The organism is Carnobacterium inhibens subsp. inhibens DSM 13024 (assembly GCF_000746825.1).
Classification (GTDB): Bacteria; Bacillota; Bacilli; order Lactobacillales; family Carnobacteriaceae; genus Carnobacterium_B; species Carnobacterium_B inhibens.
In genome coordinates, this window is record NZ_JQIV01000006.1 from 2,449,653 (window position 1) to 2,474,243 (window position 24,591).

Consider the following 24,591-nt stretch of genomic DNA (forward strand, 5'->3'; position numbering starts at 1 on the left):
TTGTCATTTAAGAATGCAGAAGTTGTATTTTTTTGATATGATAGAAAAAATTTGATTCTTATCGTTACAAGAAAGAGGTTGGGAAAATGAAAGTAATTTGGAATGATGAAATCGTTGAACGCAGTGAAGTTAAAATTGATATGGAAGATAGAGGATACCAGTTTGCAGATGGGATTTATGATGTTGTCCGGGCTTATAATGGTAAGTTTTTTACTTTAAATGAACACGTAGATCGTTTATTTTCTAGTGCTGAAAAAATTGAATTGCGTTTACCTTTTACTAAAGAGAAACTAAAAGAAATGTTAAGTGAATTGATTAAAATAAATAATATTGATACTGGAAATGTCTATATGCAAGTAACAAGAGGCATTGGGATACCAAGAAATCACCCATATCCTGATCCAGAAGAAGTATCACCAGTTTTTACAGCTACCACTACTATTGTTGCGCGTGATCAGGAAAAAATGGATCGAGGAATGTCAGCTTTAATTGTTCCTGATTTACGTTGGCTAAGATGCGACATCAAATCTATTAGTTTGCTTGGTAACATTATGGCTAAGCATGAGGCTCATAAAAAAGGTGCAGATGAAGCAATTCTTCATCGAGAGGGTATAGTTACGGAATGCTCATCTTCAAACGTATGGATGATAAAAAACGATACGATCTATACTCATCCAGATGGCAATCTTGTTTTACCGGGTATTACTAAATTAGTTTTATTAAGAGTTGCTCAAAATGCAGGATTATCAGTTAAAGAAGAAGCTTTTACATTAGAAGATTTAAAAAAATCAGATGAAGTATTCGCATCAAGTACAACTATGGAAGCTATGCCGATAACATCTATAGATGGAAATCCTGTAGGAACAGGTCAGCGGGGCCCAGTAGTTAAAAAACTTCAACAATTATATGTAGATGCTGTAGAAAACGAGTGTGGAAAAGTTAGATAAGAAAATTCAGAAGATTAGTCCGTTTTTTATGTGGCTAATCTTTTTTATACGATCAATAAAGCCTTGTTCGCAAATAGTTGTGGTACGAGTGAGGTTAGTTGGATAACTTTTAAAGAAATTTTCAATGTATATAGGATAGTTAATTAATTGTAGATGAATGAAGTACTTGAGAGAAGAAATAAAGTAAGCGGATTTGTAGAAAAAGAACGTATATACGCTTGACGTAGAAAGAAATTCTATCTAAAATAGAAAAGGAACAGAAAGATAGATGTCTTTTGTGATATCTGTCCTTTTTTTGTCTGGCTTTGCGGGTAAGCTAAAAAAAGGTTTTAGTGCTATTGGTTTAACGGGTTTAAACTTTGTCGCTTTTCGAATAAGACTTTACGATCCCGTTTTGCTTTTCGTATCTGTGTGGAAATGTTTCAGAATATAAAGCAAGGAATGATTGGGTATGGATTTTGAAATAGATTCTGGATGGAAATTGCATCCCGTTGGTGGTGACACTGGTCAAGCGTATATGGGTACAAGGGCAGAAGAAAAGCTTTTTTTGAAGCGAAATTCTTCACCTTTTTTAGCTGCACTATCTGTTGAAGGAATCACTCCAAGACTGATGTGGACAAAGCGTATTGGTAATGGAGATGTACTGACTGCTCAAGAGTGGTTAAATGGAAGAGTACTAACGAAAGAAGAAATGTCCTCGCCTAAAGTAGCAAAACTCATTAGTCGTATACACAATTCAGCAACCTTAAGAAGCATGCTTGCTCGTGTTGGCGGTGAAGTTGTTACACCGGATCAGTTGATTCAAAAATACGAAGAAAAGTTGTCTTTGGATTTACAAAATCATCCTTTACTATCACTTATAATAAAAACACTAAAAACTGAATCAGCAGTAATGAGCAAAGTTGATACAAAAGTTTGCCATGGAGATATTTATCGAAAAAATTGGCTTTTATCAGACGAAAACCGTCTTTATCTAGTGGATTGGGATTCTGCAATGCTATGTGATCCAGCGATGGATCTGAGCATGTTGTTATGCCAATATGTTTCGAAAGAAAACTGGGTGGATTGGTTAGAACATTATGATGCAGAACTAACGGAAGAATTAAAAAGTCGGATCATGTGGTATGCTTTAATGAATTATTTAATTCAAACAAAGCAACACCATAAAGAAACTCGCTTCCATGAAATGAATAAAGACATACTTATATTACAAAGTCTTTACCAAGGTCAAAATTATTTTTCTAATAAATGATTAAATTTAGTTATTAAGTGTTAACAAATAGAAAAATCCTCTTCCTGTTTTTGAAGAGGATTTTTCTATGTAAACCCATGAAAGATATTAGACAAACAAATAGAATGGAGAATCATAATATGCGTTTAAGAAATAAACCAAATGCACCACAAAAAATTGCTGAATATCCTCATTATATACCAGAACAACCTGATAACTGGGTTGGGAAATGGCAAGAAAGATTTGGCAATGATCATCCAATTCAGATTGAGGTGGGTACAGGTAAAGGTCGTTTTATTACTGAAATGGCAAAATTACATCCGGAAATCAATTATATTGGCATTGAACTTCAAATGAGCGTTATTGTTGTAGCTTTAGATAGGTTGATAGAAGAAAATTTACCTAATCTACAATTACTTCATGTTAATGGAGGATCAATTACGCAATATTTTGCAGAAGGAGAAGTTGATCAAGTATACTTGAATTTCTCTGATCCATGGCCAAAAAAACGTCACGAAAAAAGACGATTGACTTATAAGAGCTTTTTAGAAAGTTATGAGAAAGTGCTTGTCCCTGAAGGAGAAATTCATTTTAAAACAGATAACCAAGGATTGTTCGAATATTCATTATCAAGTTTTTCAAAATACGGAATGACACTTGAACAAGTTTGGCTAAATTTACATGAAAGTGATTTTGAAGGGAATGTAATGACAGAGTATGAAGAGAAATTTTCTTCACGTGGTAGTCGCATTTATCGAGTAGTTGCTAAATTTCCAAAACGAAAAAAATAAAAAAAAGCTTTAAAACAAGATGTTGTCTTGTTTTAAAGCTTTTTTCATCTGAAAAACTTGTTGGAAAATTAGAGACGATACAAATCTAAGATACTTCCAGTATAAGCATCTGCTATAAATTCATACTGAACCAATTGATTTTCTTCGATTCTTGAAATTCCTCCGTAATAGACATCTGTTTTAAGAGCAAATTTTTGTAAAGGAACTTTTTGTAATTCAATCCAAGAGCCTTCTATAGAACCTTCTTTTAAAAATACTTTTTTGACGTGTTTTAAAATGGTGTCTCCTTGAATAGCTTTTTTTTCAGCTATCAGTTTGTGTAGAAAATAGCCGCAAGTTAATCCAGCACCGAGAAGTAAGCCACCAGCTAAGATATATGGTGTTGTATCTTTAGTTTTACCTTTACCTACCATGTAATAAACGCCCCATTCTAATATTGTTTTTTTCTAGTATACCATTTTTAAAAATAAATGAAATTAAAGCATTCTTCTTAAAATCAGCTTAATTTAAGGTATAATAGATTAATAAAGTTAATAAGGGGGATAGATCACATAGTTGTAAAGAAAAACTTATGTGAAAACAGTGATGGAAGAAAAAACATTTGAATTAATAAAAAAATTAACTGAAGCTCAAGGAACAAGTGGATTTGAGCATCGTATACGTGAAATTATGCGTAAAGAAATGACACCTTTAGTAGATGAAGTTCAACAAGACGGTCTTGGCGGAATTTTTGGGATTCGAAAAAGCAAAGCTGAAAATGCACCAAAAATTATGGTTGCAGCTCACATGGATGAAGTTGGTTTTATGGTAGCAAGCATTTCGAAACAAGGGTTATTTAGAGTAGTTCCCTTAGGCGGATGGAATCCATATGTTGTATCTGCACAACGCTTTACGCTTCAAACAGCTAAAGGAGACTATCCGTGTGTGTCTTCATCGGTTCCACCTCATTTATTAAGAGGCAAAGACGGTAGTGGCAGTAAATTAGATATTGCAGATATTTTATTTGATGCTGGTTTTGATTCTAAAGAAGAAGCTGAAGCATTTGGTGTTCGTCCAGGAGACGCCATTGTTCCATTAGTGGAAACAATAAAAATGGCAAATGGCAAGAAAATCTTAAGCAAAGCTTGGGATAATCGTTATGGTACGACAGTTGTTCTTGAAGCTTTAAAAGAATTACAAGGCGAAGAATTGCCAAATACACTGATTGCTGGAGCTAACGTTCAAGAAGAAGTTGGTTTACGTGGAGCAAAAGGTGCTGTTCATCAATTCAAACCAGATTTATTTTTTGCAGTAGATTGTTCACCGGCTGATGATTTAACTGGTGATAAAAGTAAGTTTGGTCACTTGGGCGAAGGATTCTTATTGAGAATCCAAGATCCGGGTATGATTACATTAAAAGGAATGCGTGAGTTTTTATTAGATACAGCTGAAACTCATAATATCCCATATCAATACTTTGTTTCTAAAGGTGGAACAGATGCTGGTGCAGCTCATCAAATGAATAATGGTGTACCAAGTGCGGTTATTGGCGTTTGTGCTCGTTATATCCATACACATCAAACCGTATTTCATATTGACGACTATGCTGCAGCAAAAGAAATGGTTTTACAAATTGCGCGTACGTTAGACCGCAGTACTTTTGAAACCATTATGAAAAATAATTAGTTGAAATAGGGAGGAGAAAGAAAATGGAGTTATTAAATACAGTAGAAGAATTTTATATAATGGTGAAAGAAAGTAAACGAAAAACGGTCTTTTTCTTTACAGCTGATTGGTGTGGAGATTGTCAATTTATCAAACCAGTTATGCCTGAAATTATTGAAAATCATCCTGAAATTGATTTTGTGGAAGTAGATCGAGATAAATACATTGATCTATGCGGTGAATTATCTATTTTTGGAATCCCTAGTTTTGTGGCATTCGAAAACGGAGAAGAAACTGGACGGTTTGTAAGCAAAGACCGTAAAACAAAAGAAGAAATAGAACAGTTTATATCAACCATTTAAATCAAAACTAAATGAGTAAGAGGAGATGTTATAATGCTAGATACACAACAATATCAAGGTATACTTATTGCAATAGATGGAAGTGAATCTTCAGAAAATGCGCTTAATAAGGCTATTAAAATTGCAGAAAGAAATCACGCTGAATTGATTATTGCTCATGTCTTTGATGTAAACTCTTATGCTTTAGGAATGATTGATACTGCGGGAATAAACACTTTGGATGCTACTGGAATTGATGTTGATAAGGAAAGAATGAAAAAACTTTTAGAAGAATATAAATTAAAAGCTAAAGAACATGGTATTGAAAAAGTTCAAGCAATCATGGCACAAGGAACACCAAAAATAACTTTAGCAGAAGGTATCCCTAAAGACTATCAGGTTGATTTAATCGTGGTGGGACAAACGGGTATGAATGCTGTTGAACGATGGATGATGGGGAGTGTGAGTGAGTATATTATTCGCAATGCTCCTTGTGATGTTCTAGTTGTACGAAATAAAAAACAAGATAAGGAAGTTGAAAATGATTAGCATATATAATAAAGAAGGTATAGGAGATACACTTATCGTCATGCTTGGCGCCAGTGAATCTACAGAACAAAATTTTGAAAAAAGCAATGAAGTTATTAGAATTTTTAAAGAGAAGACGAAACAAACTGTTGGATACAATTTTTTCAATGCTTCTAGTCTTATAGACATTGAAGAAACTGGGCAAGTTTATTTGAATGAAGAGCAAATAAACGCTTTAAATGAAAAAATTACGTCAGCAGGATTTTCTGATACATTAGTAGCAGATGCTTCGCCAAAATTTGTTGTAGGGGAAGTCAAAGAATGTGCTGCTCACCCTGATTCAGATCATTTATCCATCACACAAACCGAAGTAGATAATGGAGAAGTTATTCAAATTGTTTGTGGAGCACCTAACATCGCTCAGGGCCAAAAGGTTGTTGTCGCAAAAGTTGGTGCCTTGATGCCAAATGGTATGGCAATATGGGATGGTGAATTAAGAGGTGAACCAAGTCATGGAATGATTTGTTCGGCTCGAGAATTGAATGTACCTAATGCTCCAGAAAAAAAAGGTATCTTAGTTTTACCAGATTCTGCTGTTACAGGTGAACGTTTTCCAATCAATTGATTTAAGTTAGATTGTATAAAAAGGCTTCAAAAGGTACCTTTCAAAGATAAGTAATCTATTTTTTGAAAGGCAGTTTTTGGTAAAGCCTTTTTTTGTGGGCTTTTTTTGAAAGAATATCGCGTGTTTCTTAAAGAATTCACCTATAGTCCAGCCAATTTTTATGGTAAACTAAGATTCGTAGTAAGGTAGGAAAGGAGGGTCATCATGCCAAAATATGATGGACCTAGTTATCAAAAGGATCAAGATCGTCAAAAGAAATTTAAATTCCCTTTCTATCGCGATGCACAAAACGTGACGAATAAGGAAGGTTCTTTAAAAACTTCAGCTTTAGAAAATGAAGACAGTCAATCAGTTAATCAAAACATAAAAACGAACGAAAAAAAACATGGATTTGATTTTACAGCGTTTCAAAAAGATAATACTTCTGTTAGAAATTATCTTTCAACCATTGGTAAAGAAGAACAAATGAAACAAAGTGAAATAAAAAAGCAAAAGAAACAAGTTGAAAAAAGAATCAAACAAACGAATTATTCAAAAGAATCTTTAAAACATGCGGCCACGCCATTCCAAGAAGGAAGAAGTTCGACACCATTTAAAGTTCAAAAAATCCCATCTCCCTATTATGGATTCCAAGATAGAGCAACTTCAAAGGGTAAAAACAATGCTATTGACTATTTAAAAATCACTTTAGCCTTAGAAAAGAAACCAGAACAATTTTTATTATTTGAGGAATATTTATTAAATAAAATAGAGTTGCCTCTTGAAGATAAGATAAAAGAAATAGAAGCAGTAGAAGAATTGGAATCAGTTGAAGAATTAGAATCAGTAAAAGAATTAGAAGCAGTAGAAAAATTGGAATCAGTAAAAGAATTAGAATCAGTAAAAGAATTAGAAGCAGTAAAAGAAATAGAAGCAGTAGAAGAATTGGAATCAGTAAAAGAATTAGAATCAGTAGAAGAATTGGAATCAATAAAAGAGTTAGAATCAGTAAAAGAATTAGAAGCAGTAAAAGAATTAGAAGCAGTAAAAGAAATAGAAGCAGTAGAAGAATTGGAATCAGTAAAAGAATTAGAATCAGTAGAAGAAATAGAAGCAGTAGAAGAGTTAGAATCAGTAGAAGAATTAGAAATAGTACAAGAATCTGAAGAAGAGTTTATACAAGAACCAGAAATAGTACAAAAATCTAAAGAAGAACCAGTTATAGACCCTAATTTAAAAGAGAAAAAAATAAATGATTCGAGACATATAAATAAAAAAAGACATAGCCTTTCTCGTTCCTTAGTAGGTATGATTGAAGATGAACAAAACGTTCGACTTAATCGTGGGAAGGATGTCGCGAGATATTTTGGCGAAGGAAAAATAGCACCTAAAAAAACTAGCCATCCTATTCATCAATCAAGAGTGACTAATAAGCCTAACTTACAAACTTCAGAAGAAATAGAAAATATGGAAATGCTTGCTGCGCTAAGTAGAATGAATTACTTAGATAAACAAGCATTTCCACCAGAAACACCAGAAACACCAGAAACACCAGAAACACCAGAAACACCAGAAACACCAGAAACACCAGAAACACCAGAAACACCAGAAACACCAGAAACACCAGAAACACCAGAAACACCAGAAACACCAGAAACACCAGAAACACCAGAAACACCAGAAACACCAGAAACACCAGAAACACCAGAAACACCAATTAATGACAGTAGTTTGGAAAATAATAGCCAAAGTATTGTTAATATAGCTGAAGAAAGATTTTCTACCCCTGAGTTAGAAAGTAGAGTCCAAAAAGAAGTAGAAACCATTACAGAAGTAAAAGATGCGACAGAAATTGGTTTTGAAATAGATAGTTCAATCGAAGAAATTGAGGAAATATATGATGAAAATTATATGTTTCCATCAGTAGATCTTTTACTTCGTCCTGTAATGCTCGAACCGAATGCGATTGATGACTGGGTGCTAGAACAAGCCGAAATATTAAATGAAACTCTAGATGCATTTAATATCCATGCTCAAGTAATAGGTTGGACAATTGGGCCAGCAGTTACTCAATTTGAACTTCAATTAGGTCGTGGAGTAAAAGTTAACAAGATAACCAATCTGTCCGATGATTTAAAACTATCATTAGCTGCAAAGGATATTCGTATTGAAGCACCGATTCCAGGAAAAAGTTCAGTTGGAATTGAAATCCCTAATAAAAAATCAAGACCGGTCATGCTTTCAGAAGTTATGGAAAGTGTAGAGTTTAAAGAAAGTACTTCTCCTTTAACGGTAGCCATTGGAGTCAATATAGCAGGTGAAGCTGTTGTTTCTACTATTGATAAGATGCCACATGGATTGATTGCTGGAGCAACAGGTTCAGGTAAAAGTGTTTTCATCAATTCACTTTTAGTGAGTTTGCTGTATAAAGCTACACCAAGTGAAGTGAAATTGCTTTTAATTGATCCAAAAGCAGTTGAGTTAGCTCCTTATAATGAAATTCCTCATCTTCTTTCACCAGTCATTTCTGAACCTAAAGCAGCTAGTGAAGCTTTAAAATGGGCAGTAAACGAAATGGAAGAACGCTATCAAAAATTAGCTGCAGCAGGTGTTCGTAATATCCAACGATTTAATGAAAAAGCTGAAGAACATGAAGATTTTGGGTTGAAGATGCCTTATATTGTCATTGTCATTGATGAGCTGGCTGACTTGATGATGGTGGCTAGCAACGATGTACAAGATTCAATTGCTAGAATTACTCAAAAAGCTAGAGCAGCAGGAATTCATTTAATTGTTGCTACACAACGTCCAAGTGTGGATGTTATTACAGGAACTATAAAAAATAATATTCCGACTAGGGTAGCCTTTATGGTATCGAGTCAAGTTGATTCACGTACGATCTTAGACACAGGTGGAGCTGAAAAACTACTTGGAAGAGGAGATATGTTGTTCCAAGAAAATGGATCAGGACGCCCAATTCGTGTGCAAGGAACGTATGTTGAAAAAGAAATAGAGCGTATTGTTAAACATGTGAAAGACCAACGATCTGCAAATTATCTATTTGAACCGGAATCACTGATGATGAAATTAGAATCGGTCGAGGGAAAAGATGAACTATTTGAAGATGTCCTTCCTTTCATTGTTTCAGAAGGACAGGTTTCTGCATCTGCTCTCCAACGAAAATTTAAAATTGGATTTAATCGAGCAGCCAATCTAATTGAATCGCTAGAAAATGAAAATTTTATATCTGGTCACAAAGGATCAAAACCACGAGAAGTATTTTTAACAAAAGCTGACTATGAAGAAAAATTTTTATAAATTGCTAAACAAAAACTAAGAGAAGCTTCGTTTATTCTCTTGGTTTTTGATTTTTGTTTAAAATACACTTGTATTTAGTTCATATTCAAAAAATACTATTAACAATCTATGTCAATTGTTTAATTGAATTCGTTGTCAATTGTTTATTCTGCCAAGAGTGAGAGGAAAATGAACATTTTAAGTGGGCTATTAAATTAATTCATGGTATACTAAATTCGTTGTAAATTTGTCTTTTCCAACAAGTAATAAGCGAATCATCTCATCTAATGGTGAAAAAATGATGATGGCTTATTTTATTGTATCGTTTTGTTTATTTAACTATAAATGTTTAGATTGGTACAAGACACACTAAAAATAGTCACTTTCAAATACTACTATTAAAAAAGCGCAAGTATGAATATGGAGGAAATAAAGTAATGAATAAAGAAACAATTTATCATTTCGTTGGTATTAAAGGCTCAGGTATGAGCGCTCTAGCATTGATTTTGAACGATAAAGGATTTAAAGTTCAAGGCTCTGATATAGAAAAATATTTCTTTACCCAAAAAAATATTGAAGAAGCTAAAATTCCTATCTTAAACTTTAGTAAAGAGAACATTCATCAAGGTTTAACTATTATTGCTGGAAATGCTTTTCCAGATACTCATGAAGAAATTGTTGCAGCAAATGAATTAGGCCTGACGGTTATTCGCTACCATGATTTTCTTGGACAATTTCTTGGACAATTTACCAGTGTAGCCGTGACAGGTTCGCATGGGAAAACAAGTACTACAGGATTATTAGCGCATGTTTTAAGTTCACTTAAAGAGACAAGTTACTTAATTGGAGATGGCACTGGCCATGGAGTCCCTGATGCAGAATTCTTTATTTTGGAAGCATGTGAATACCGTCGTCACTTTTTAGCCTATAGTCCAGATTATGCTATTATGACAAATATTGATTTTGACCATCCAGATTATTACAGCAGTATCAATGACGTATTTGATGCTTTCCAATCAATGGCTAATCAAGTGAAAAAAGCTATTGTAGCTTGTGGAGATGATGAGCAGTTACAAAAACTTCAAGCGAATGTTCCTGTTTTATATTATGGATTTGGAGATCACAATGACTTCCAAGCTAAAAATATGACCCGATCAACAACAGGTTCTAGTTTTGATGTATATGTAAGAGACGAATTTTATGGTCATTTTGAAATTCCAACATTCGGTAAACACAATATATTAAATGCACTTAGCGTAATCGCAATTTGTCAATATGAAAGTATTGATAAAGAGGGTGTAATGGAGAACTTAAAAACATTTAAAGGTGTCAAACGTAGATTTAGTGAAAAACAAATGTTAGATATGGTCATCATCGATGACTATGCACACCACCCGTCTGAAATCCGTGCGACAATTGATGCAGCACGTCAAAAATATCCTGATAAAGAAATTATTGCTATTTTCCAACCTCACACATTCACTAGAACAGTAGCATTATTAAGTGATTTTGCAGAATCGTTGAATTTAGCTGACTCTATTTATTTGTGTGATATCTTTGGATCAGTACGTGAAGATCAAGGAGATATAACGATACAAGATTTAGTCAATAAAATTGATAATGGAGCGACTATATTGAGTGAAGAAAATATGTCGCCATTATTGAGCCATCATGATGCTGTTGCTATTTTTATGGGCGCAGGTGATGTTCAAAAATTTGAATTAGCATACGAGACATTACTAAGTCATTCGTCATTAACAAAATAGTAAAAAAGGTCTGAGACAAAAATCGTCTCAGACCTTTTTTACATCATTATACAGTAGGTATCGATTTTAGATGTAACATAGTTTTTATCTTCTGTTCTTAAAATTAAATCGAGTCTAAAAGACGCTAAAAAGATGATGTCAAAACCTAAAAGAGGAATAGCTCATTTAGGTTTCATTTTAATCTTTTAAACAACAAATAGAATTTTATCAGAATGATAAGCAAGTTCGCTATCTACCAATTTTTTTGTTAGAATAATAATGACAAGTTTGATTAAAATGGTTCATAAAATAAGATAATTAAAAAGCAGAAACTAAAAGGAGCTTTAATATGAGTAATAAGAAAAAATTAGTATTGATTGATGGAAATAGTGTGGCGTATAGAGCTTTTTTTGCATTGCATTCTCAATTAGAAAGAATGAAAAATAAAAATGGTTTACACACTAATGCATTGTATGGATTCCATAATATGATTGATAGTGTATTAACTAAAGAAAAACCGACTCATGCATTAGTGGCTTTTGATGCAGGAAACACGACATTTCGTCATGCCTTTTTTGATGATTACAAAGCTGGTAGGTCTAAGACGCCAGGTGAATTTTCCGAACAAATGCCTTACTTAAGAGATTTATTAGAAGGATTCGGAATTAAACATTACGAATTAGAAAATTTTGAAGCAGATGATATTATTGGAACTCTGGCAACACAAGTTGATCCGGCAGAGTACGATGTAGTCGTTATTTCTGGAGATCGAGATCTAACACAACTAGCAAAAGAAAATGTGCGAGTAGATATTACAGTAAAAGGTGTCAGTGAATTAAAAGAATATACAACTGAATCGATTCAAGAGGAGATGGGTATCAGCCCGTTGCAAATCATTGATATGAAGGGGTTAGCAGGAGATGCTTCTGACAATATACCTGGTGTAACAAAGATTGGTGAAAAAACAGCTCTTAAATTGCTAAAAGAATACGGTTCTGTTGAAGGAATTTATGAAAATATTGATGCATTAAAGAAAAGTAAGATGAAAGAGAATCTTATCAATGAAAAAGAGACGGCATTTTTAAGCAAAAAGTTAGCAACGATCAATACTGATTCTCCAATAAAAGTTGGTATTGATGATTTAGCTTTTTCTGGACCTGATATGGAAAAATTAATTGCTTTCTATAAAGAAATGGATTTTAATTCTCATTTGAGCAAGTTGGATACTACTGAATATGATGCTGAACAAAACAATCAAAAAGAAGAGATCTCCTATAAAGTAGTTACAGAAATTACAGAGAGCATGTTTAGCGATGATATGGCTCTTTATGTAGAATTAATAGGTGATAATTACCACATTTCGCCAATTTTTTGTATAGGCTGGGGCAATGATGAACAAATTTATATTTCAGAACCTGAAGTAGTTTTTGCATCAGAAGAGTTTAAAAAATGGGCAAAGAAATTGGATGCTAAGAAACAGGTATTTGATGCTAAAAGAACTTATGTCGCCTTGAAGAGACAACAAGTTGAGATGAATTCAATCAATTTTGATATCTTGTTAGCTTCTTATTTGTTGAATACAAAAGACAACAGCAAAGACTTATCTGAAGTTGCCACAGAACATGACTATTATGAGGTTTCTTCTGATGAAAGTGTCTACGGAAAAGGCGCTAAAATTGGCATTCCAGAAGATAAAACAGTGACATATGATCATGTTGCAAGAAAAGTAAAAGCTATACGTATTTTAAGCAAACAATTAAATGACAATTTGGAAAAAAATGAGCAGACTGAGTTATTCAATGAAATGGAATTGCCTTTATCCATCGTATTGGCTGAGATGGAACTTACTGGGGTAAAAGTGAATGACAAAAGGTTAATGGAAATGAAAGAAGAATTTGCCGTTCGGTTAAAGGATATCGAGCAGCGTGTATACGAATTGGCTGGAGAAGAATTTAATTTAAATTCGCCAAAACAATTAGGTGTAATCTTATTTGAGAAGATGGGTTATCCTGTCATAAAAAAAACAAAAACAGGTTATTCAACGGCGGTTGATGTTTTAGAGCAAATGAGAGAACAAGCTCCGATTGTAGAACATATTTTAGATTACCGACAAATAGCGAAAATCCAATCCACTTATATAGAAGGTTTATTGAAAGTGATTGATAAAAACACGGGGAAAATCCATACACGTTATATGCAAACAATCGCTCAAACGGGTCGTTTAAGTTCTGTGGAACCAAACTTGCAAAATATTCCGATTCGATTAGAAGAAGGTAGAAAAATTAGGCAAGCTTTTGTTCCTAGTCATGAAGGATGGAAGATATTCGCATCCGATTACTCACAAATTGAATTGCGTGTGTTGGGACATGTATCAAATGATCCTTTGTTAAAAGAAGCTTTTATTGAGGGACAAGACATTCATTCAAGTACTGCCATGCGAGTATTTGGAATCACTTCTCCCGAAGAAGTTTCTTCAGAGATGCGTCGCAGAGCTAAAGCGGTTAATTTTGGAATTGTCTATGGTATAAGTGACTATGGATTATCACAAAATTTAGGAATTAGCCGAAAAGAAGCACAAAAATTTATCGATAAGTATTTTGATAAATATCCAGGCGTTAAAACGTATATGGAAGATATTGTGAGAGAAGCAAAAGATAAAGGTTTTGTCGAAACACTTTTCCAACGTCGCCGTTATTTGCCAGAAATCAATTCTAGAAACTTTAATTTACGGTCATTTGCTGAAAGAACGGCTATCAATACACCAATCCAAGGTAGTGCAGCAGATATCATCAAAATTGCTATGATTAAAATGGATAAAAAATTAAAAGAATCAAATATGAAAGCAACTATGCTATTACAGGTTCATGATGAACTGATTTTTGAAGCGCCTGAAGAAGAACTTGAACAACTTGAAGCACTAGTGATTCAAGTTATGGAAGGTGCAGTAGAATTATCTGTTCCTTTAAAAGTAGACAGCAACAGCGGGAAAAGCTGGTACGAAGCGAAATAAGAAGGAAATGTTTCTGCTATATTCAGTTATAGCAGAAACATTTTTTAGATAGAAAGGAAGTAAAAATTTGCCTGAATTACCAGAAGTTGAAACGGTTAGAAAAGGTTTAGAACAACTTGTATTAGGCGCAACGATTCAATCAGTAGATGTTTATTGGGACCGTATCGTTGCTGGATCTATCGATAGCGAAGAATTTAAACAGCTTTTAGTTGGAGAAACGATCATAGAGTTTGATAGACGAGGAAAATACATTATTTTCCGTTTTGAACATTGGGCTTTGGTTTCTCATTTGCGTATGGAAGGTAAGTATGAGGTAGAAAATTCAACAGCACCTTTAAAAAAACATACACATATCGTTTTTCATTTAACAGACGGAAGAGATTTACGTTATCTGGATGTACGGAAATTTGGTCGGATGACACTTGTTCCTTTAGGAAAAGAGTTTAGTACGACAGGTATAAGGCTACTTGGTCCTGAACCGACTAAAGAAGCTTTTGATGGAAAGACATTTTATACTACACTACAAACTAAAAAACGGTCTATTAAGCCTCTGTTATTGGATCAAACAATTGTAGCTGGATTAGGAAATATTTATGTAGATGAAGCTTTATTTGTAGCTAAGATCCATCCGATGAGAGCTGCAAATAGCTTAAGTAAAAATGAAGTTTCAAGGTTGCATGAATCCATTATCAAAGTCTTAGGGGATGCTGTAAAAGCTGGTGGAACGACGATTCGCACTTATAAAAATGCACTTGGAGATGCTGGGACATTTCAAGTGAAATTAGCGGTTTATGGTAAAAAAGGAAGTCCGTGTATTCGATGTGGAACGCCTATAGAAAAAATAAAAGTAGCTCAACGAGGAACTCATTTTTGTCCTAATTGCCAGCAATTAGACATTGATTACTAAATAAAGAGGGGATAATATGACTGTAATTTTAGGGCTAACTGGCAGTATTGCTACTGGCAAGTCAACTGTTAGTAAATTGTTTAAGGAACAGGGTTACCCTGTTGTAGATGCAGATATTGGTGCTAGAGAAGTAGTAGAACCTGGCACAGAAGGGTTAAATAAATTAAAAGCCTATTTTGGTGATAAAATTATTCTACCTGATGGTACTTTAAATCGTTCTGAACTGGGAAAAATCGTATTTAATGATGAAAAAGAGAGAGAGCAGTTAAACGAAATGTTATCTCAACACATACGGCAATGGATTATGACTAAGAAAGATGATTACTTAAAACAGCATCCTGTTGTTATTGTATTAGATATTCCTCTGCTTTTTGAAACTGGATATAAAGATGATGTTGATCAAATCATGGTAGTAGCTACAACACCGGAGACTCAAATAGACCGTTTAATGAAAAGAGATGGAATAGAAAGAAATGAAGCATTGCAAAAAATTGCTGCTCAGTTGTCTATTTCAGAAAAAATAACTCTGGGAGATATTATAATTGATAATAATGGGACAGTTGAACATACAAAAAAACAAGTTTTAAAGTGGATTGAAAAAATAAAACCCAATTCATGCATAAAATAAAAATTGAAAAGAGCAAAGAATAAAGTATCAGTGCTTTATTCTTTGCTCTTTTTTACCGATTTTAACCGGTTTTATCTGTGATTGTTGTATGGTATAATAATGTAAATAACTGTGTACAAAACTAGTGCAGAGATAAGACGCACTTAAGATAGGAATGATAATAATGCAATGTCCACGCTGTCAAAATAATGGTTCTAAAGTTGTCGATAGTCGTCCAGCAGATGATGGACGTGCCATTCGTAGAAGAAGAGAATGTGAAGCCTGTAGTTTTCGATTTACTACATTTGAACGGGTTGAAAAAACACCTCTTTTAGTGATCAAAAAAAATGGAACCAGAGAAGAATTTAATCGTGAAAAAATTTTAAGAGGGTTGATTCGTTCTTGTGAAAAACGACCTGTAGCAATGGAACAAGTTGAAAAAATAGTGGATGAAGTAGAAAATCAAATCAGAGGGTTAGGCGAAAATGAAGTTTCTTCTGCTATTATTGGAGAATACATTATGGAAAAATTAGCTGATGTAGATGAAATAGCGTATATCCGCTTTGCTAGTGTCTATCGTCAATTTAAAGATATGAGTGTCTTTCTTAAAGAACTTCAAGAATTTGAAAGAAAAAAAGCTGAAAAAAATTAGTGAGACAGAAAGGTGTGAATCGTTTTGGGATATCCATGGAAAAACTTAAGTCCTAAAGATGGGTTTTTAGTAAAACAAAATGCGTTACTATCGGATATTGATCAAAAAATTCTCACTTTTTTGTATCAACCTTTGATTGGCACTGCTGCATATAGCCTTTATATGACATTATGGACTGAAATAGAAGAAGAAAAATATTGGAGTGAAGGAATTCTGCATTCGGAATTGCTGACAGTGTTAAATATCGGTATCCCTGAACTCTATCAAGCTAGGATCAAGTTAGAAGCGATAGGTCTCCTTAAAACCTATGTCCAAACAGATACGACTAAATTAACGATCTATGAATTGCAAGCTCCTCAAACTAGTGAGGTATTTTTCAAAGATGATTTATTAAGTTTATTGTTATTAGAAAGAGTTGGCGAACGAAAATTTAAAAATTTGAGAAAACGATTCATTGTAGAAAAGATAGACAAACAGAAATTTCAAGAAATCACTAAGTCATTTTTAGACGTGTTTCAGTTTGACGCTGAATTACTAAAAAGAGAAAAGGAACTTTTAAAAGAGCCTGTTTCATATATTGGAAAAACAGCCAATTCTAATCCAAAAGTTGATCCGAAAACGTTTGATTTGAAATTTTTTTATTCAGGTTTAAATCAGCAATACATCAATCGTTCTTCCATTACAAAAGAAATAGAGGAAACGATTCTTGTATTGCACACGTTATATGGTTTAGACGAATTAACGATGCAACAATTTATTCTTAATGCATCAGATATTGAAACTGGAACCATTGATGAAAAAAAATTAAAGAAATTAGTATATGATGATTATCATAATAAAAACCAACAAAATATTTCTTTAAAAGACGTGGTGGAAAAAGATATCCAGATCGATGTAAATCAGCAAAAAACGCGTGAAAATGATCTTATGAAAAAAGGATTAACTAAAGAAGATATTGCGGTCATTGAAGTAAGTGAGCAAATAAGCCCTTATGATTTTATGAATTCTATTAAAGAACAAAAAGGCGGTTTTGTAACAAAACCTGAAGAATGGACTTTAGAAGAAATCGTGAAGAAAGCTAATTTGCCAACAGCGGTGATCAATATTTTGATTCATTACATTTTAGTTGTGAAAAACAACCCAACGCTTGACCAAAAATTAGCTTATAAGATCGCCAATGACTGGGCGCAAGAAAAGGTAGTAGCACCTGAAGAAGCGATTCAAAAGGTTAAAAAAATGTATTTAGAAAATGCTGAAAAAAAACAACAACAAGAAAATCGTAATAAGACTTACACACAAAACAGAAGTAAAGGTAATTACAATAATCAAACCACGATAAGAAAAGAAACTCTTCCAGATTGGGCCAAAGCAGAAAATAACCAAATGGAAGAAAAACCGATGAGTGAAGAAGAGAAACAAGCGTTTATGGAACGGTTGAAAAGAATTCAAAATTTTGGCAAAGAAGGTGAATAATAATGGAGGATATTGGTGAAAGCTTGACGCGAATGATCAAAGATCGAAATTTAACGGATAAATATGAAGAACTCATTCAAGAAGTTTTAGATGATCCCGATGTGACGCAATTTATTGCAGACAATCGTCAAAAATTGGATGATGAAGCCATTGTTAAAAGTTATGCTAAATTATATGAATATGTACAAGAAAAAAAGAAATTTCAATTAAAAGAAGGTATGATGGCTCCTGGTTACCATCCTAAATTAGTTTTAAATTATCATTACATTGACGTGACCTATGTACCTTCGGCTGAATTGATCGCTAAACAAAAAGAATTAGAAATCAAAAATCGGATTTATTCAATGGATATGCCTAAAGATGTACGAAATGCTAAATTAGCAGATTTTGATTTAACAGATGAACGCCGATATGCTATTTCAGAGGTCTATGATTTTATTGATGCTTATTTAACTAAGCCCAAAGAATTTCATAAAGGCTTATATTTACAGGGATCATTTGGTGTAGGTAAAACTTATTTGTTAGGAGCGCTAGCACATGAATTGGCTAAAAATGGGTTCCCTTCTACTTTAATGCATTTTCCATCATTTGCAGTTGAAATGAAACAATCTATTGGTAAGAACAATACAGGTGAAAAACTAGAGTTTATCAAGAAAGCACCTATATTAATGTTAGATGATATTGGTGCGGATTCTATGTCGAGTTGGATACGCGATGATGTATTAGGCGTTATTTTACAATATCGCATGCAAGAACAGCTGCCTACTTTTTTCTCTTCCAACTTCGATATGAAACAGCTTGAAGAAGAACATTTAAGAGTCACACAAAGAGGCGAAGATGAGCCGCTAAAAGCGAAAAGAATCATGGAAAGAGTTCGTTATTTAGCAAAAGAAGTTAAGATGACTGGAACGAATCGACGTCACACTCACTAATAAAATAAAAAATATGGCTACTCTCCTTGAAATCATGAACAAAAAGTGCTTTAATAATAGATATAAGATAAATCATTGAGAAAGACACCAAAACTTGGTTGCGATTTTTTTAGAGAAGAAAACATCTGCTGAAAGTTTTCTAATTTCGTTCTTGTTTTGACCCCTTTCGAGTGCCACTGTGAACCGTTTGTCGAATTAGCAGTTGGTCGTTTAGCTAGCGTTAACAGCTTAGAGTGGATTTAGTGTATTTGCTAAATTCTGAATCTGGGTGGAACCACGTAATGAACGTCCCTTTTATGGTATTTAATATACTATAGAAGGGACTTTTTTTATTTTCTAGCTGAACAAAGATGGTATTTTAAAAATTAGAATATGGAGGAATAGACTATGTCAGAAATTAATATTACTTTTCCAGATGGAGCAATAAAATCTTTTCCAATTGGGTCTTCTACAAAGGATATTGCTGAAAGTATCAGCAAAGGTTTAGCTAAAAAAGCGTTAGCCGGTAAAATTAACGGAGAATTAGTGGATCTAGTACGCCCAATTGAAGTAGATGGTGAGATTGAAATCATCACACCTGATCATGAAGATGCTTTGCAAATCTTGCGTCATTCAACTGCTCACTTAATGGCTAATGCTTTACGCCGTTTATACCCAGATATAAAATTTGGAGTGGGCCCTGCTATTTCAACTGGATTTTACTATGATACAGATTCTGAAGCACCAATAACAGATGAAGATATTCCTAAAATCGAAGCTGAAATGATGGCGATTGTAAAAGAAAATAACCCCATTGTTCGCAAAGAAGTTACTCGTGAAGAAGCGTTAGATATCTTCAAAGATGATCCTTACAAAGTAGAATTGATTACAGATCTTCCAGAATCAGAAAAGATCACGGTATATGACCAAGGTGACTTTGTGGATTTATGTCGTGGTGTCCATGTTCCTTCAACTGGACGTATCCAAGTATTTAAACTGCTATCTCTTGCTGGTGCTTATTGGAGAGGGAATTCAGATAATAAAATGATGCAACGTATCTACGGGACAGCCTTTTTTGATAAAAAAAATCTAAAAGAGTTTATAAAAATGCGTGAAGAAGCTAAATTACGTGATCATCGTAAATTAGGAAAAGAATTAGACTTATTCATGATCTCGCCTGAAGTTGGATCTGGATTGCCTTTCTGGTTGCCAAAGGGTGCTACTATTCGTCGTACTATTGAACGCTACATTGTTGACCGTGAAATCAGTTTAGGTTACCAACATGTCTATACACCCATTATGGCTGATGTAAACTTATATAAAACATCCGGTCATTGGGATCACTATCATGAAGACATGTTCCCTCCTATGGATATGGGAGATGGAGAAATGCTTGTTTTGCGTCCAATGAACTGCCCGCATCATATGATGGTCTACAAAAATGATGTGCATAGTTACCGTGAATTGCCAATTCGGATTGCTGAACTAGGACAAATGCATCGCTACGAAAAGAGTGGGGCATTATCAGGATTGCAACGTGTGCGTGAAATGACTTTGAATGATGGGCATACATTCGTACGGCCAGACCAAATTGAAGAAGAATTTAAACGTACATTGGAATTAATGTTAGCTGTATATGGCGACTTTAATATTACTGATTATCGTTTCCGTTTAAGTTATCGCGATCCTAATAATACAGAAAAATATTTTGATGATGATGATATGTGGGAAAAAGCTCAAACAATGCTTAAAGCAGCTATGGATGATATGGAATTAGAATACTTTGAAGCAGAAGGAGAAGCAGCTTTTTACGGTCCTAAACTAGATGTGTTAGTAAAAACAGCTATTGGTATTGAAGAAACTCTTTCAACAATTCAATTAGACTTTTTACTTCCAGAACGTTTTGATTTGACTTATGTAGGAGAAGATGGTGAAAATAACCACCGTCCGGTTGTTATACATCGTGGTATTGTTTCTACAATGGAACGTTTTGTAGCCTACTTGATTGAAGAATACAAAGGTGCTTTTCCTACTTGGTTAGCGCCAGTTCAAGCTACTATTATTCCAGTTAATTTAGATATGCATACAGATTATGCCTATGAAATTAAAAAACAAATGGAAAGTATTGGTATGCGTGTAGAAGTTGATGAACGCAACGAAAAAATGGGCTATAAAATACGCGCTTCTCAAACACAAAAAATACCGTATCAATTAGTAGTTGGGGACAGTGAAGTACAAGAACATGCAGTTGCAGTCCGTAAATATGGCGAAAAAAATACTGAAACAGTTAACTTAAGTGAGTATTTAGAAGCTGTTTCAAAAGAAATTAAAAATTTCAGCAAATAATTTATTGACAGATCCTGTTCAGTAGTGTATGATTAATGAGTTGAGAAAATCAAGCAGAAGCACCCGCTTCTCGCCTAAGTTGACGAAAGTGTCTCTGGGCTAGATATAAACGATGATAACTTGCATTCGGTGTGAGTTAGAAATTATTTATAGGCGGGTTCATAATGAACTCGTCTATTTTTCTGCTGTTCTTTCTCTCAAATCTAATGGAGGTGTATGACCATAGCAAAAGATATGATGGTAAATGACGGCATTCGTGCACGTGAATTACGCGTTATTGGTAGTAACAGCGAACAACTTGGTGTAATTACAAAAAGTGAAGCGTTAAAACTTGCAGAAGAAGCAAACTTAGACTTAGTACTAGTAGCTCCAAAAGCAAAACCGCCTGTAGCACGTATTATGGACCACGGGAAATTCCGCTTTGAGCAACAGAAAAAAGAACGCGAAGCCCGTAAAAATCAAAAAGTCATCAACGTCAAAGAAGTAAGATTAAGTCCTACTATTGATTTGAATGATTTCAATACTAAATTACGTAATGCACGTAAGTTCCTTGAAAAAGGAGATAAAGTTAAGGCTTCAATCCGATTTAAAGGTCGTGCCATTACTCATAAAGGTATTGGTAAAGAAGTGTTAGATCGTTTAGCAAAAGAAACAGCTGACATAGCCAGTATCGAATCAGCTGCAAAAATGGATGGTCGAAGCATGTTCTTAATTTTAGCACCAAAGAATGAAAAGTAAGAGTATTTTGAGGAGGAAATAACAAATGCCAAAACAAAAAACACACCGTGGTTCAGCAAAACGGTTCAAAAGAACAGGTAACGGTGGATTAAAACGTCACCATTCTAAAACAAGCCATATGTTTGCAAACAAATCACAAAAACAAAAACGTAAATTACGTAAATCAGCAATGGTATCATCAGGCGATATGAAACGTATCCGTCAACAATTAGCTAAATGGTAATCAGTTACTTTTAGCATCGTTAGTTCATTTCAAAATGAACATCATTCAAATTAGTCAAAAGAGTTTTCTTGTATAGAGAACATCTTAGAGGAGGAAATTAATATGCCACGTGTAAAAGGTGGAACGGTTACTCGTAAACGTCGTAAAAAAATATTAAAATTATCAAAAGGATACTACGGTTCTAAACATATTTTATTCAAAACAGCTAAGCAACAAGTAATGAAATCTTATACTTATGCTTACAGAGACCGTCGTCAAAAGAAACGTGATTTCCGTAAATTATGGATCGCTCGTATTAATGCAGCTGCTCGTTTGAACAACATGAGCTACAGCACTTTAATGCATGGTCTTAAATTAGCTGGAATTGAAGTTAACCGTAAAATGTTAGCTGATATTGCTGTTACAGATGCTCCTGCATTCACAGCGTTAGCTGAACAAGCTAAAACTGCAATCAACAACAAATAATAAATTAAATATTAATATAAAAAGCTCATTCACTTTCACAGTGGATGAGCTTTTTTTGCTCAATTTAATACATTTGTCATAATTTTGCCATAAACGAAATGATTTGTTTAAATTGATACTGTTTTAGGGGAAACAGGAGATTGATTTGTTGTTTATATGAGTTTAAGATGATAAAAAAATTATTTTATTACATTATTTTAATAATTTGTATTGAAATTGTGATAATAAGATGATAATATAATTTGAGTAAACTAATACTTAGTTAATGAATATTAGAAGAAAGAAATAGGGGGAAATAAAATGAATAGAAATAAATTAGTTAGCTTATTAGGTTTAACAGCTACATCAGCACTAGTTTTAGCAGCTTGTGGTGGCGGTAGCGATGGAGACACAGCAAGTACTGAAAGTTCAACTGCTGGTTCTTCTTCAGAAGAACAAGTACTTAATATTATTGAAAGTGCTGAATTACCAAACATGGATTCTGCAAAATCAACAGATGTAGTAAGTGGTACTGTTTTAAACAATGTAAATGAAGGATTGTATCGTCAGAATCCAGATAATGAATTAGAATTAGCTATGGCTGCAGAAGAACCTGAAGTTAGTGAAGACGGCTTGACATACACGTTTAAAATTAGAGAAGATGCTGTTTGGTCTAATGGCGACCCTGTTACAGCAGACGATTTTATTTATGCTTGGGCTCGTTTAGCAACTCCTGAAACAGCTGCTGAGTACTCATATATGATTGATGGAGTCGTTAAAAATGCTTCTGCGATTTTAACTGGAGAAATGGAACCGTCAGAATTAGGCGCTACAGCTGTTGATGATAAAACATTAGAGGTACAATTAGAGAAAGCTGTTCCTTATTTCAAAGATTTATTAACACTTCCTATGTTTTTACCGCAAAATGAAGCATTTGTAACAGAACAAGGCGATAAGTACGCAACAAATAGTGATACTGTACTTTATAATGGTCCTTTTGTCTTAGACGAATGGGATGGAACTGGCTTAAGCTGGGTATTGAATAAAAATGAAGATTACTGGGATAAAGATACTGTAGTGTTAGATACAATTAATGTTGACGTAGTTAAAGAAACTTCTACTGCAATCAACTTATATGATACAGGAGCAGTTGACCGTATTACGTTATCAGGTGAGTATGTTCAAACAAAACAAGGCGATCCTGAATTGAAAACTCAACCAACTTCATCTGTCTTTTACTTTAAATTTAATCAAGAACGTAATGGAGAAGAAACGCCTTTAGCTAATGAAAATATTCGTAAAGCAATTGCAATGTCATTTGACAAACAGGCCTTTGCAGATACAGTTCTTCAAAATGGTTCTATTCCAGCTAACGGTTTAGTTCCAGCTGAATTAGCTTCTGATCCAGCTTCAGGAGAAGATTTCCGTGAACAAAGCGGTGATCTATTAACTTTTGATGTTGAACAAGCCCAAGAATATTTCAAAAAAGGGTTAGAAGAATTAGGTGTGGATTCTATTAATTTAGAAATTTTAGGTGACGATACTGAAAATGCTAAAAAATCTTTAGAATTTATGCAAGCACAATTAACAAGTAATCTTCCTGGATTAGAAATCAGTCTAAGAAATGTACCATTTAAAGTTCGTTTAGATGCTGATACAAAACAAGATTATGATATTGAAATGGCTGGTTGGGGAGCTGACTATGGAGACCCAATTAACTTCCTAGAATTATTCCATTCAGAAAATGGAAATAATAAATCTAGCTACTCTAATGCTGATTACGATGCATTAGTTGAAAGTGCTCAAACGAATGTAACTGATTTAGAAGGTCGTTGGGAAGATATGTTAGAAGCTGAAAAAATCTTGATGGAAACAGGTGGGATTGCACCAATCTATCAACGTGCATATTCTGTTCTAGAAAAAGATTACCTTAAAGATTACACATCTCACTTAACAGGTGCAGAATACTCATATAAATGGGCTTCAATTGAAGGAAAAGAATAATTTTTATAAACAAAAAAGAGCAGATACTTTATCTGCTCTTTTTTGTGTTTATTATGTGAAAAGCATAATATTCCAATGAGAGTAGTCAGATACTCGTTTCTCTCTCTTTTAAATGATGATAAAATGAAGAAGTTATGAATATTTTATA

The 24,591-nt window shown here is 33.8% G+C and carries 21 protein-coding genes and 1 other annotated feature; of the genes, 20 read left to right on the forward strand and 1 reads right to left on the reverse strand.

Annotated features, from left to right (window positions below):
* Positions 1-86 precede the first annotated feature (86 nt).
* From dat to trmB, 3 genes are all read left to right on the forward strand, one after another.
* On the forward strand, positions 87-947 hold the full coding sequence (dat, locus tag BR65_RS12820; protein ID WP_023177264.1) for a D-amino-acid transaminase: 861 nt from the start codon (positions 87-89) through the stop codon (positions 945-947).
* A gap of 451 nt (positions 948-1,398) precedes the next feature.
* Entirely contained in the window at positions 1,399-2,199 is an 801-nt protein-coding gene (locus tag BR65_RS12825) for a phosphotransferase family protein (protein ID WP_023177265.1), read from the forward strand.
* Positions 2,200-2,318: 119 nt separating this feature from the next.
* Positions 2,319-2,969, forward strand: a complete 651-nt coding sequence (gene trmB / locus BR65_RS12830; protein ID WP_034538488.1) for a tRNA (guanosine(46)-N7)-methyltransferase TrmB — start codon at positions 2,319-2,321, stop codon at positions 2,967-2,969.
* A gap of 68 nt (positions 2,970-3,037) precedes the next feature.
* On the opposite strand, the gene BR65_RS12835 is transcribed toward trmB, so the two are convergent.
* Positions 3,038-3,382, reverse strand: coding sequence for a PepSY domain-containing protein (locus BR65_RS12835; protein WP_023177269.1), 345 nt, complete (start codon positions 3,380-3,382; stop codon positions 3,038-3,040).
* Positions 3,383-3,554: 172 nt separating this feature from the next.
* Between BR65_RS12835 and pepA the strand changes: the two genes are divergently transcribed.
* The 17 genes from pepA to BR65_RS12920 all read left to right on the forward strand — a co-directional run bounded on the left by pepA (position 3,555) and on the right by BR65_RS12920 (position 24,443).
* Entirely contained in the window at positions 3,555-4,634 is a 1,080-nt protein-coding gene (pepA, locus tag BR65_RS12840) for a glutamyl aminopeptidase (protein ID WP_034538846.1), read from the forward strand.
* Positions 4,635-4,657: 23 nt separating this feature from the next.
* Complete coding sequence (locus BR65_RS12845) at positions 4,658-4,975, forward strand: thioredoxin family protein (protein ID WP_023177272.1); 318 nt, start codon at positions 4,658-4,660, stop codon at positions 4,973-4,975.
* Positions 4,976-5,008: 33 nt separating this feature from the next.
* Positions 5,009-5,503 carry a universal stress protein gene (locus BR65_RS12850; protein WP_023177273.1) on the forward strand — a complete coding sequence of 165 codons (495 nt, stop codon included), beginning with the start codon at positions 5,009-5,011 and terminating at the stop codon, positions 5,501-5,503.
* Positions 5,496-6,107, forward strand: coding sequence for a YtpR family tRNA-binding protein (gene ytpR, locus BR65_RS12855; RefSeq protein WP_023177275.1), 612 nt, complete (start codon positions 5,496-5,498; stop codon positions 6,105-6,107). The genes BR65_RS12850 and ytpR overlap by 8 nt, the downstream gene beginning before the upstream one ends.
* Positions 6,108-6,311: 204 nt before the next feature.
* Positions 6,312-9,404: a DNA translocase FtsK gene (locus tag BR65_RS13855; protein WP_034538489.1), complete on the forward strand. Its 3,093-nt coding sequence runs from the start codon at positions 6,312-6,314 to the stop codon at positions 9,402-9,404.
* 416 nt (positions 9,405-9,820) lie between these two features.
* A complete protein-coding gene (gene murC / locus BR65_RS12865) occupies positions 9,821-11,149 on the forward strand; it encodes a UDP-N-acetylmuramate--L-alanine ligase (protein WP_023177279.1) in 1,329 nt (442 codons plus the stop codon).
* Positions 11,150-11,477: 328 nt separating this feature from the next.
* On the forward strand, positions 11,478-14,138 hold the full coding sequence (gene polA, locus BR65_RS12870; protein WP_034538491.1) for a DNA polymerase I: 2,661 nt from the start codon (positions 11,478-11,480) through the stop codon (positions 14,136-14,138).
* Positions 14,139-14,205: 67 nt separating this feature from the next.
* Positions 14,206-15,045 (forward strand): DNA-formamidopyrimidine glycosylase, encoded by an 840-nt coding sequence (gene mutM / locus BR65_RS12875; RefSeq protein WP_034538492.1) that lies wholly within the window; start codon positions 14,206-14,208, stop codon positions 15,043-15,045.
* A gap of 16 nt (positions 15,046-15,061) precedes the next feature.
* Entirely contained in the window at positions 15,062-15,673 is a 612-nt protein-coding gene (coaE, locus tag BR65_RS12880; protein ID WP_034538494.1) for a dephospho-CoA kinase, read from the forward strand.
* 163 nt (positions 15,674-15,836) lie between these two features.
* Positions 15,837-16,304: a transcriptional regulator NrdR gene (gene nrdR, locus BR65_RS12885; RefSeq protein ID WP_023177286.1), complete on the forward strand. Its 468-nt coding sequence runs from the start codon at positions 15,837-15,839 to the stop codon at positions 16,302-16,304.
* A 24-nt stretch (positions 16,305-16,328) separates the two neighbouring features.
* Entirely contained in the window at positions 16,329-17,777 is a 1,449-nt protein-coding gene (locus BR65_RS12890; protein ID WP_023177288.1) for a replication initiation and membrane attachment family protein, read from the forward strand.
* A gap of 2 nt (positions 17,778-17,779) precedes the next feature.
* On the forward strand, positions 17,780-18,709 hold the full coding sequence (gene dnaI / locus BR65_RS12895; protein WP_023177289.1) for a primosomal protein DnaI: 930 nt from the start codon (positions 17,780-17,782) through the stop codon (positions 18,707-18,709).
* A gap of 387 nt (positions 18,710-19,096) precedes the next feature.
* A complete protein-coding gene (thrS, locus tag BR65_RS12900) occupies positions 19,097-21,034 on the forward strand; it encodes a threonine--tRNA ligase (RefSeq protein ID WP_034538495.1) in 1,938 nt (645 codons plus the stop codon).
* A 45-nt stretch (positions 21,035-21,079) separates the two neighbouring features.
* Positions 21,080-21,222: a sequence feature (ribosomal protein L20 leader region), on the forward strand.
* A gap of 28 nt (positions 21,223-21,250) precedes the next feature.
* Entirely contained in the window at positions 21,251-21,772 is a 522-nt protein-coding gene (gene infC / locus BR65_RS12905) for a translation initiation factor IF-3 (protein ID WP_023177293.1), read from the forward strand.
* Between the two features lie 25 nt (positions 21,773-21,797).
* Entirely contained in the window at positions 21,798-21,995 is a 198-nt protein-coding gene (rpmI, locus tag BR65_RS12910; RefSeq protein WP_023177295.1) for a 50S ribosomal protein L35, read from the forward strand.
* 102 nt (positions 21,996-22,097) lie between these two features.
* The gene (gene rplT, locus BR65_RS12915; protein WP_034538496.1) at positions 22,098-22,460 is read left to right on the forward strand and encodes a 50S ribosomal protein L20; all 363 of its coding nucleotides are present in this window, start codon (positions 22,098-22,100) and stop codon (positions 22,458-22,460) included.
* 300 nt (positions 22,461-22,760) lie between these two features.
* Positions 22,761-24,443, forward strand: a complete 1,683-nt coding sequence (locus BR65_RS12920) for a peptide ABC transporter substrate-binding protein (protein WP_023177299.1) — start codon at positions 22,761-22,763, stop codon at positions 24,441-24,443.
* Positions 24,444-24,591 lie beyond the last annotated feature (148 nt).

Coding starts and splice junctions, on each gene's coding strand:
- dat (WP_023177264.1), top strand. CDS start 87: ATGAAAGTAATTTGGAATGATGAAATCGTTGAACGCAGTGAAGTTAAA.
- BR65_RS12825 (WP_023177265.1), top strand. CDS start 1,399: ATGGATTTTGAAATAGATTCTGGATGGAAATTGCATCCCGTTGGTGGT.
- trmB (WP_034538488.1), top strand. CDS start 2,319: ATGCGTTTAAGAAATAAACCAAATGCACCACAAAAAATTGCTGAATAT.
- BR65_RS12835 (WP_023177269.1), bottom strand. CDS start 3,382: ATGGTAGGTAAAGGTAAAACTAAAGATACAACACCATATATCTTAGCT.
- pepA (WP_034538846.1), top strand. CDS start 3,555: ATGGAAGAAAAAACATTTGAATTAATAAAAAAATTAACTGAAGCTCAA.
- BR65_RS12845 (WP_023177272.1), top strand. CDS start 4,658: ATGGAGTTATTAAATACAGTAGAAGAATTTTATATAATGGTGAAAGAA.
- BR65_RS12850 (WP_023177273.1), top strand. CDS start 5,009: ATGCTAGATACACAACAATATCAAGGTATACTTATTGCAATAGATGGA.
- ytpR (WP_023177275.1), top strand. CDS start 5,496: ATGATTAGCATATATAATAAAGAAGGTATAGGAGATACACTTATCGTC.
- BR65_RS13855 (WP_034538489.1), top strand. CDS start 6,312: ATGCCAAAATATGATGGACCTAGTTATCAAAAGGATCAAGATCGTCAA.
- murC (WP_023177279.1), top strand. CDS start 9,821: ATGAATAAAGAAACAATTTATCATTTCGTTGGTATTAAAGGCTCAGGT.
- polA (WP_034538491.1), top strand. CDS start 11,478: ATGAGTAATAAGAAAAAATTAGTATTGATTGATGGAAATAGTGTGGCG.
- coaE (WP_034538494.1), top strand. CDS start 15,062: ATGACTGTAATTTTAGGGCTAACTGGCAGTATTGCTACTGGCAAGTCA.
- nrdR (WP_023177286.1), top strand. CDS start 15,837: ATGCAATGTCCACGCTGTCAAAATAATGGTTCTAAAGTTGTCGATAGT.
- dnaI (WP_023177289.1), top strand. CDS start 17,780: ATGGAGGATATTGGTGAAAGCTTGACGCGAATGATCAAAGATCGAAAT.
- thrS (WP_034538495.1), top strand. CDS start 19,097: ATGTCAGAAATTAATATTACTTTTCCAGATGGAGCAATAAAATCTTTT.
- infC (WP_023177293.1), top strand. CDS start 21,251: ATGACCATAGCAAAAGATATGATGGTAAATGACGGCATTCGTGCACGT.
- rpmI (WP_023177295.1), top strand. CDS start 21,798: ATGCCAAAACAAAAAACACACCGTGGTTCAGCAAAACGGTTCAAAAGA.
- rplT (WP_034538496.1), top strand. CDS start 22,098: ATGCCACGTGTAAAAGGTGGAACGGTTACTCGTAAACGTCGTAAAAAA.
- BR65_RS12920 (WP_023177299.1), top strand. CDS start 22,761: ATGAATAGAAATAAATTAGTTAGCTTATTAGGTTTAACAGCTACATCA.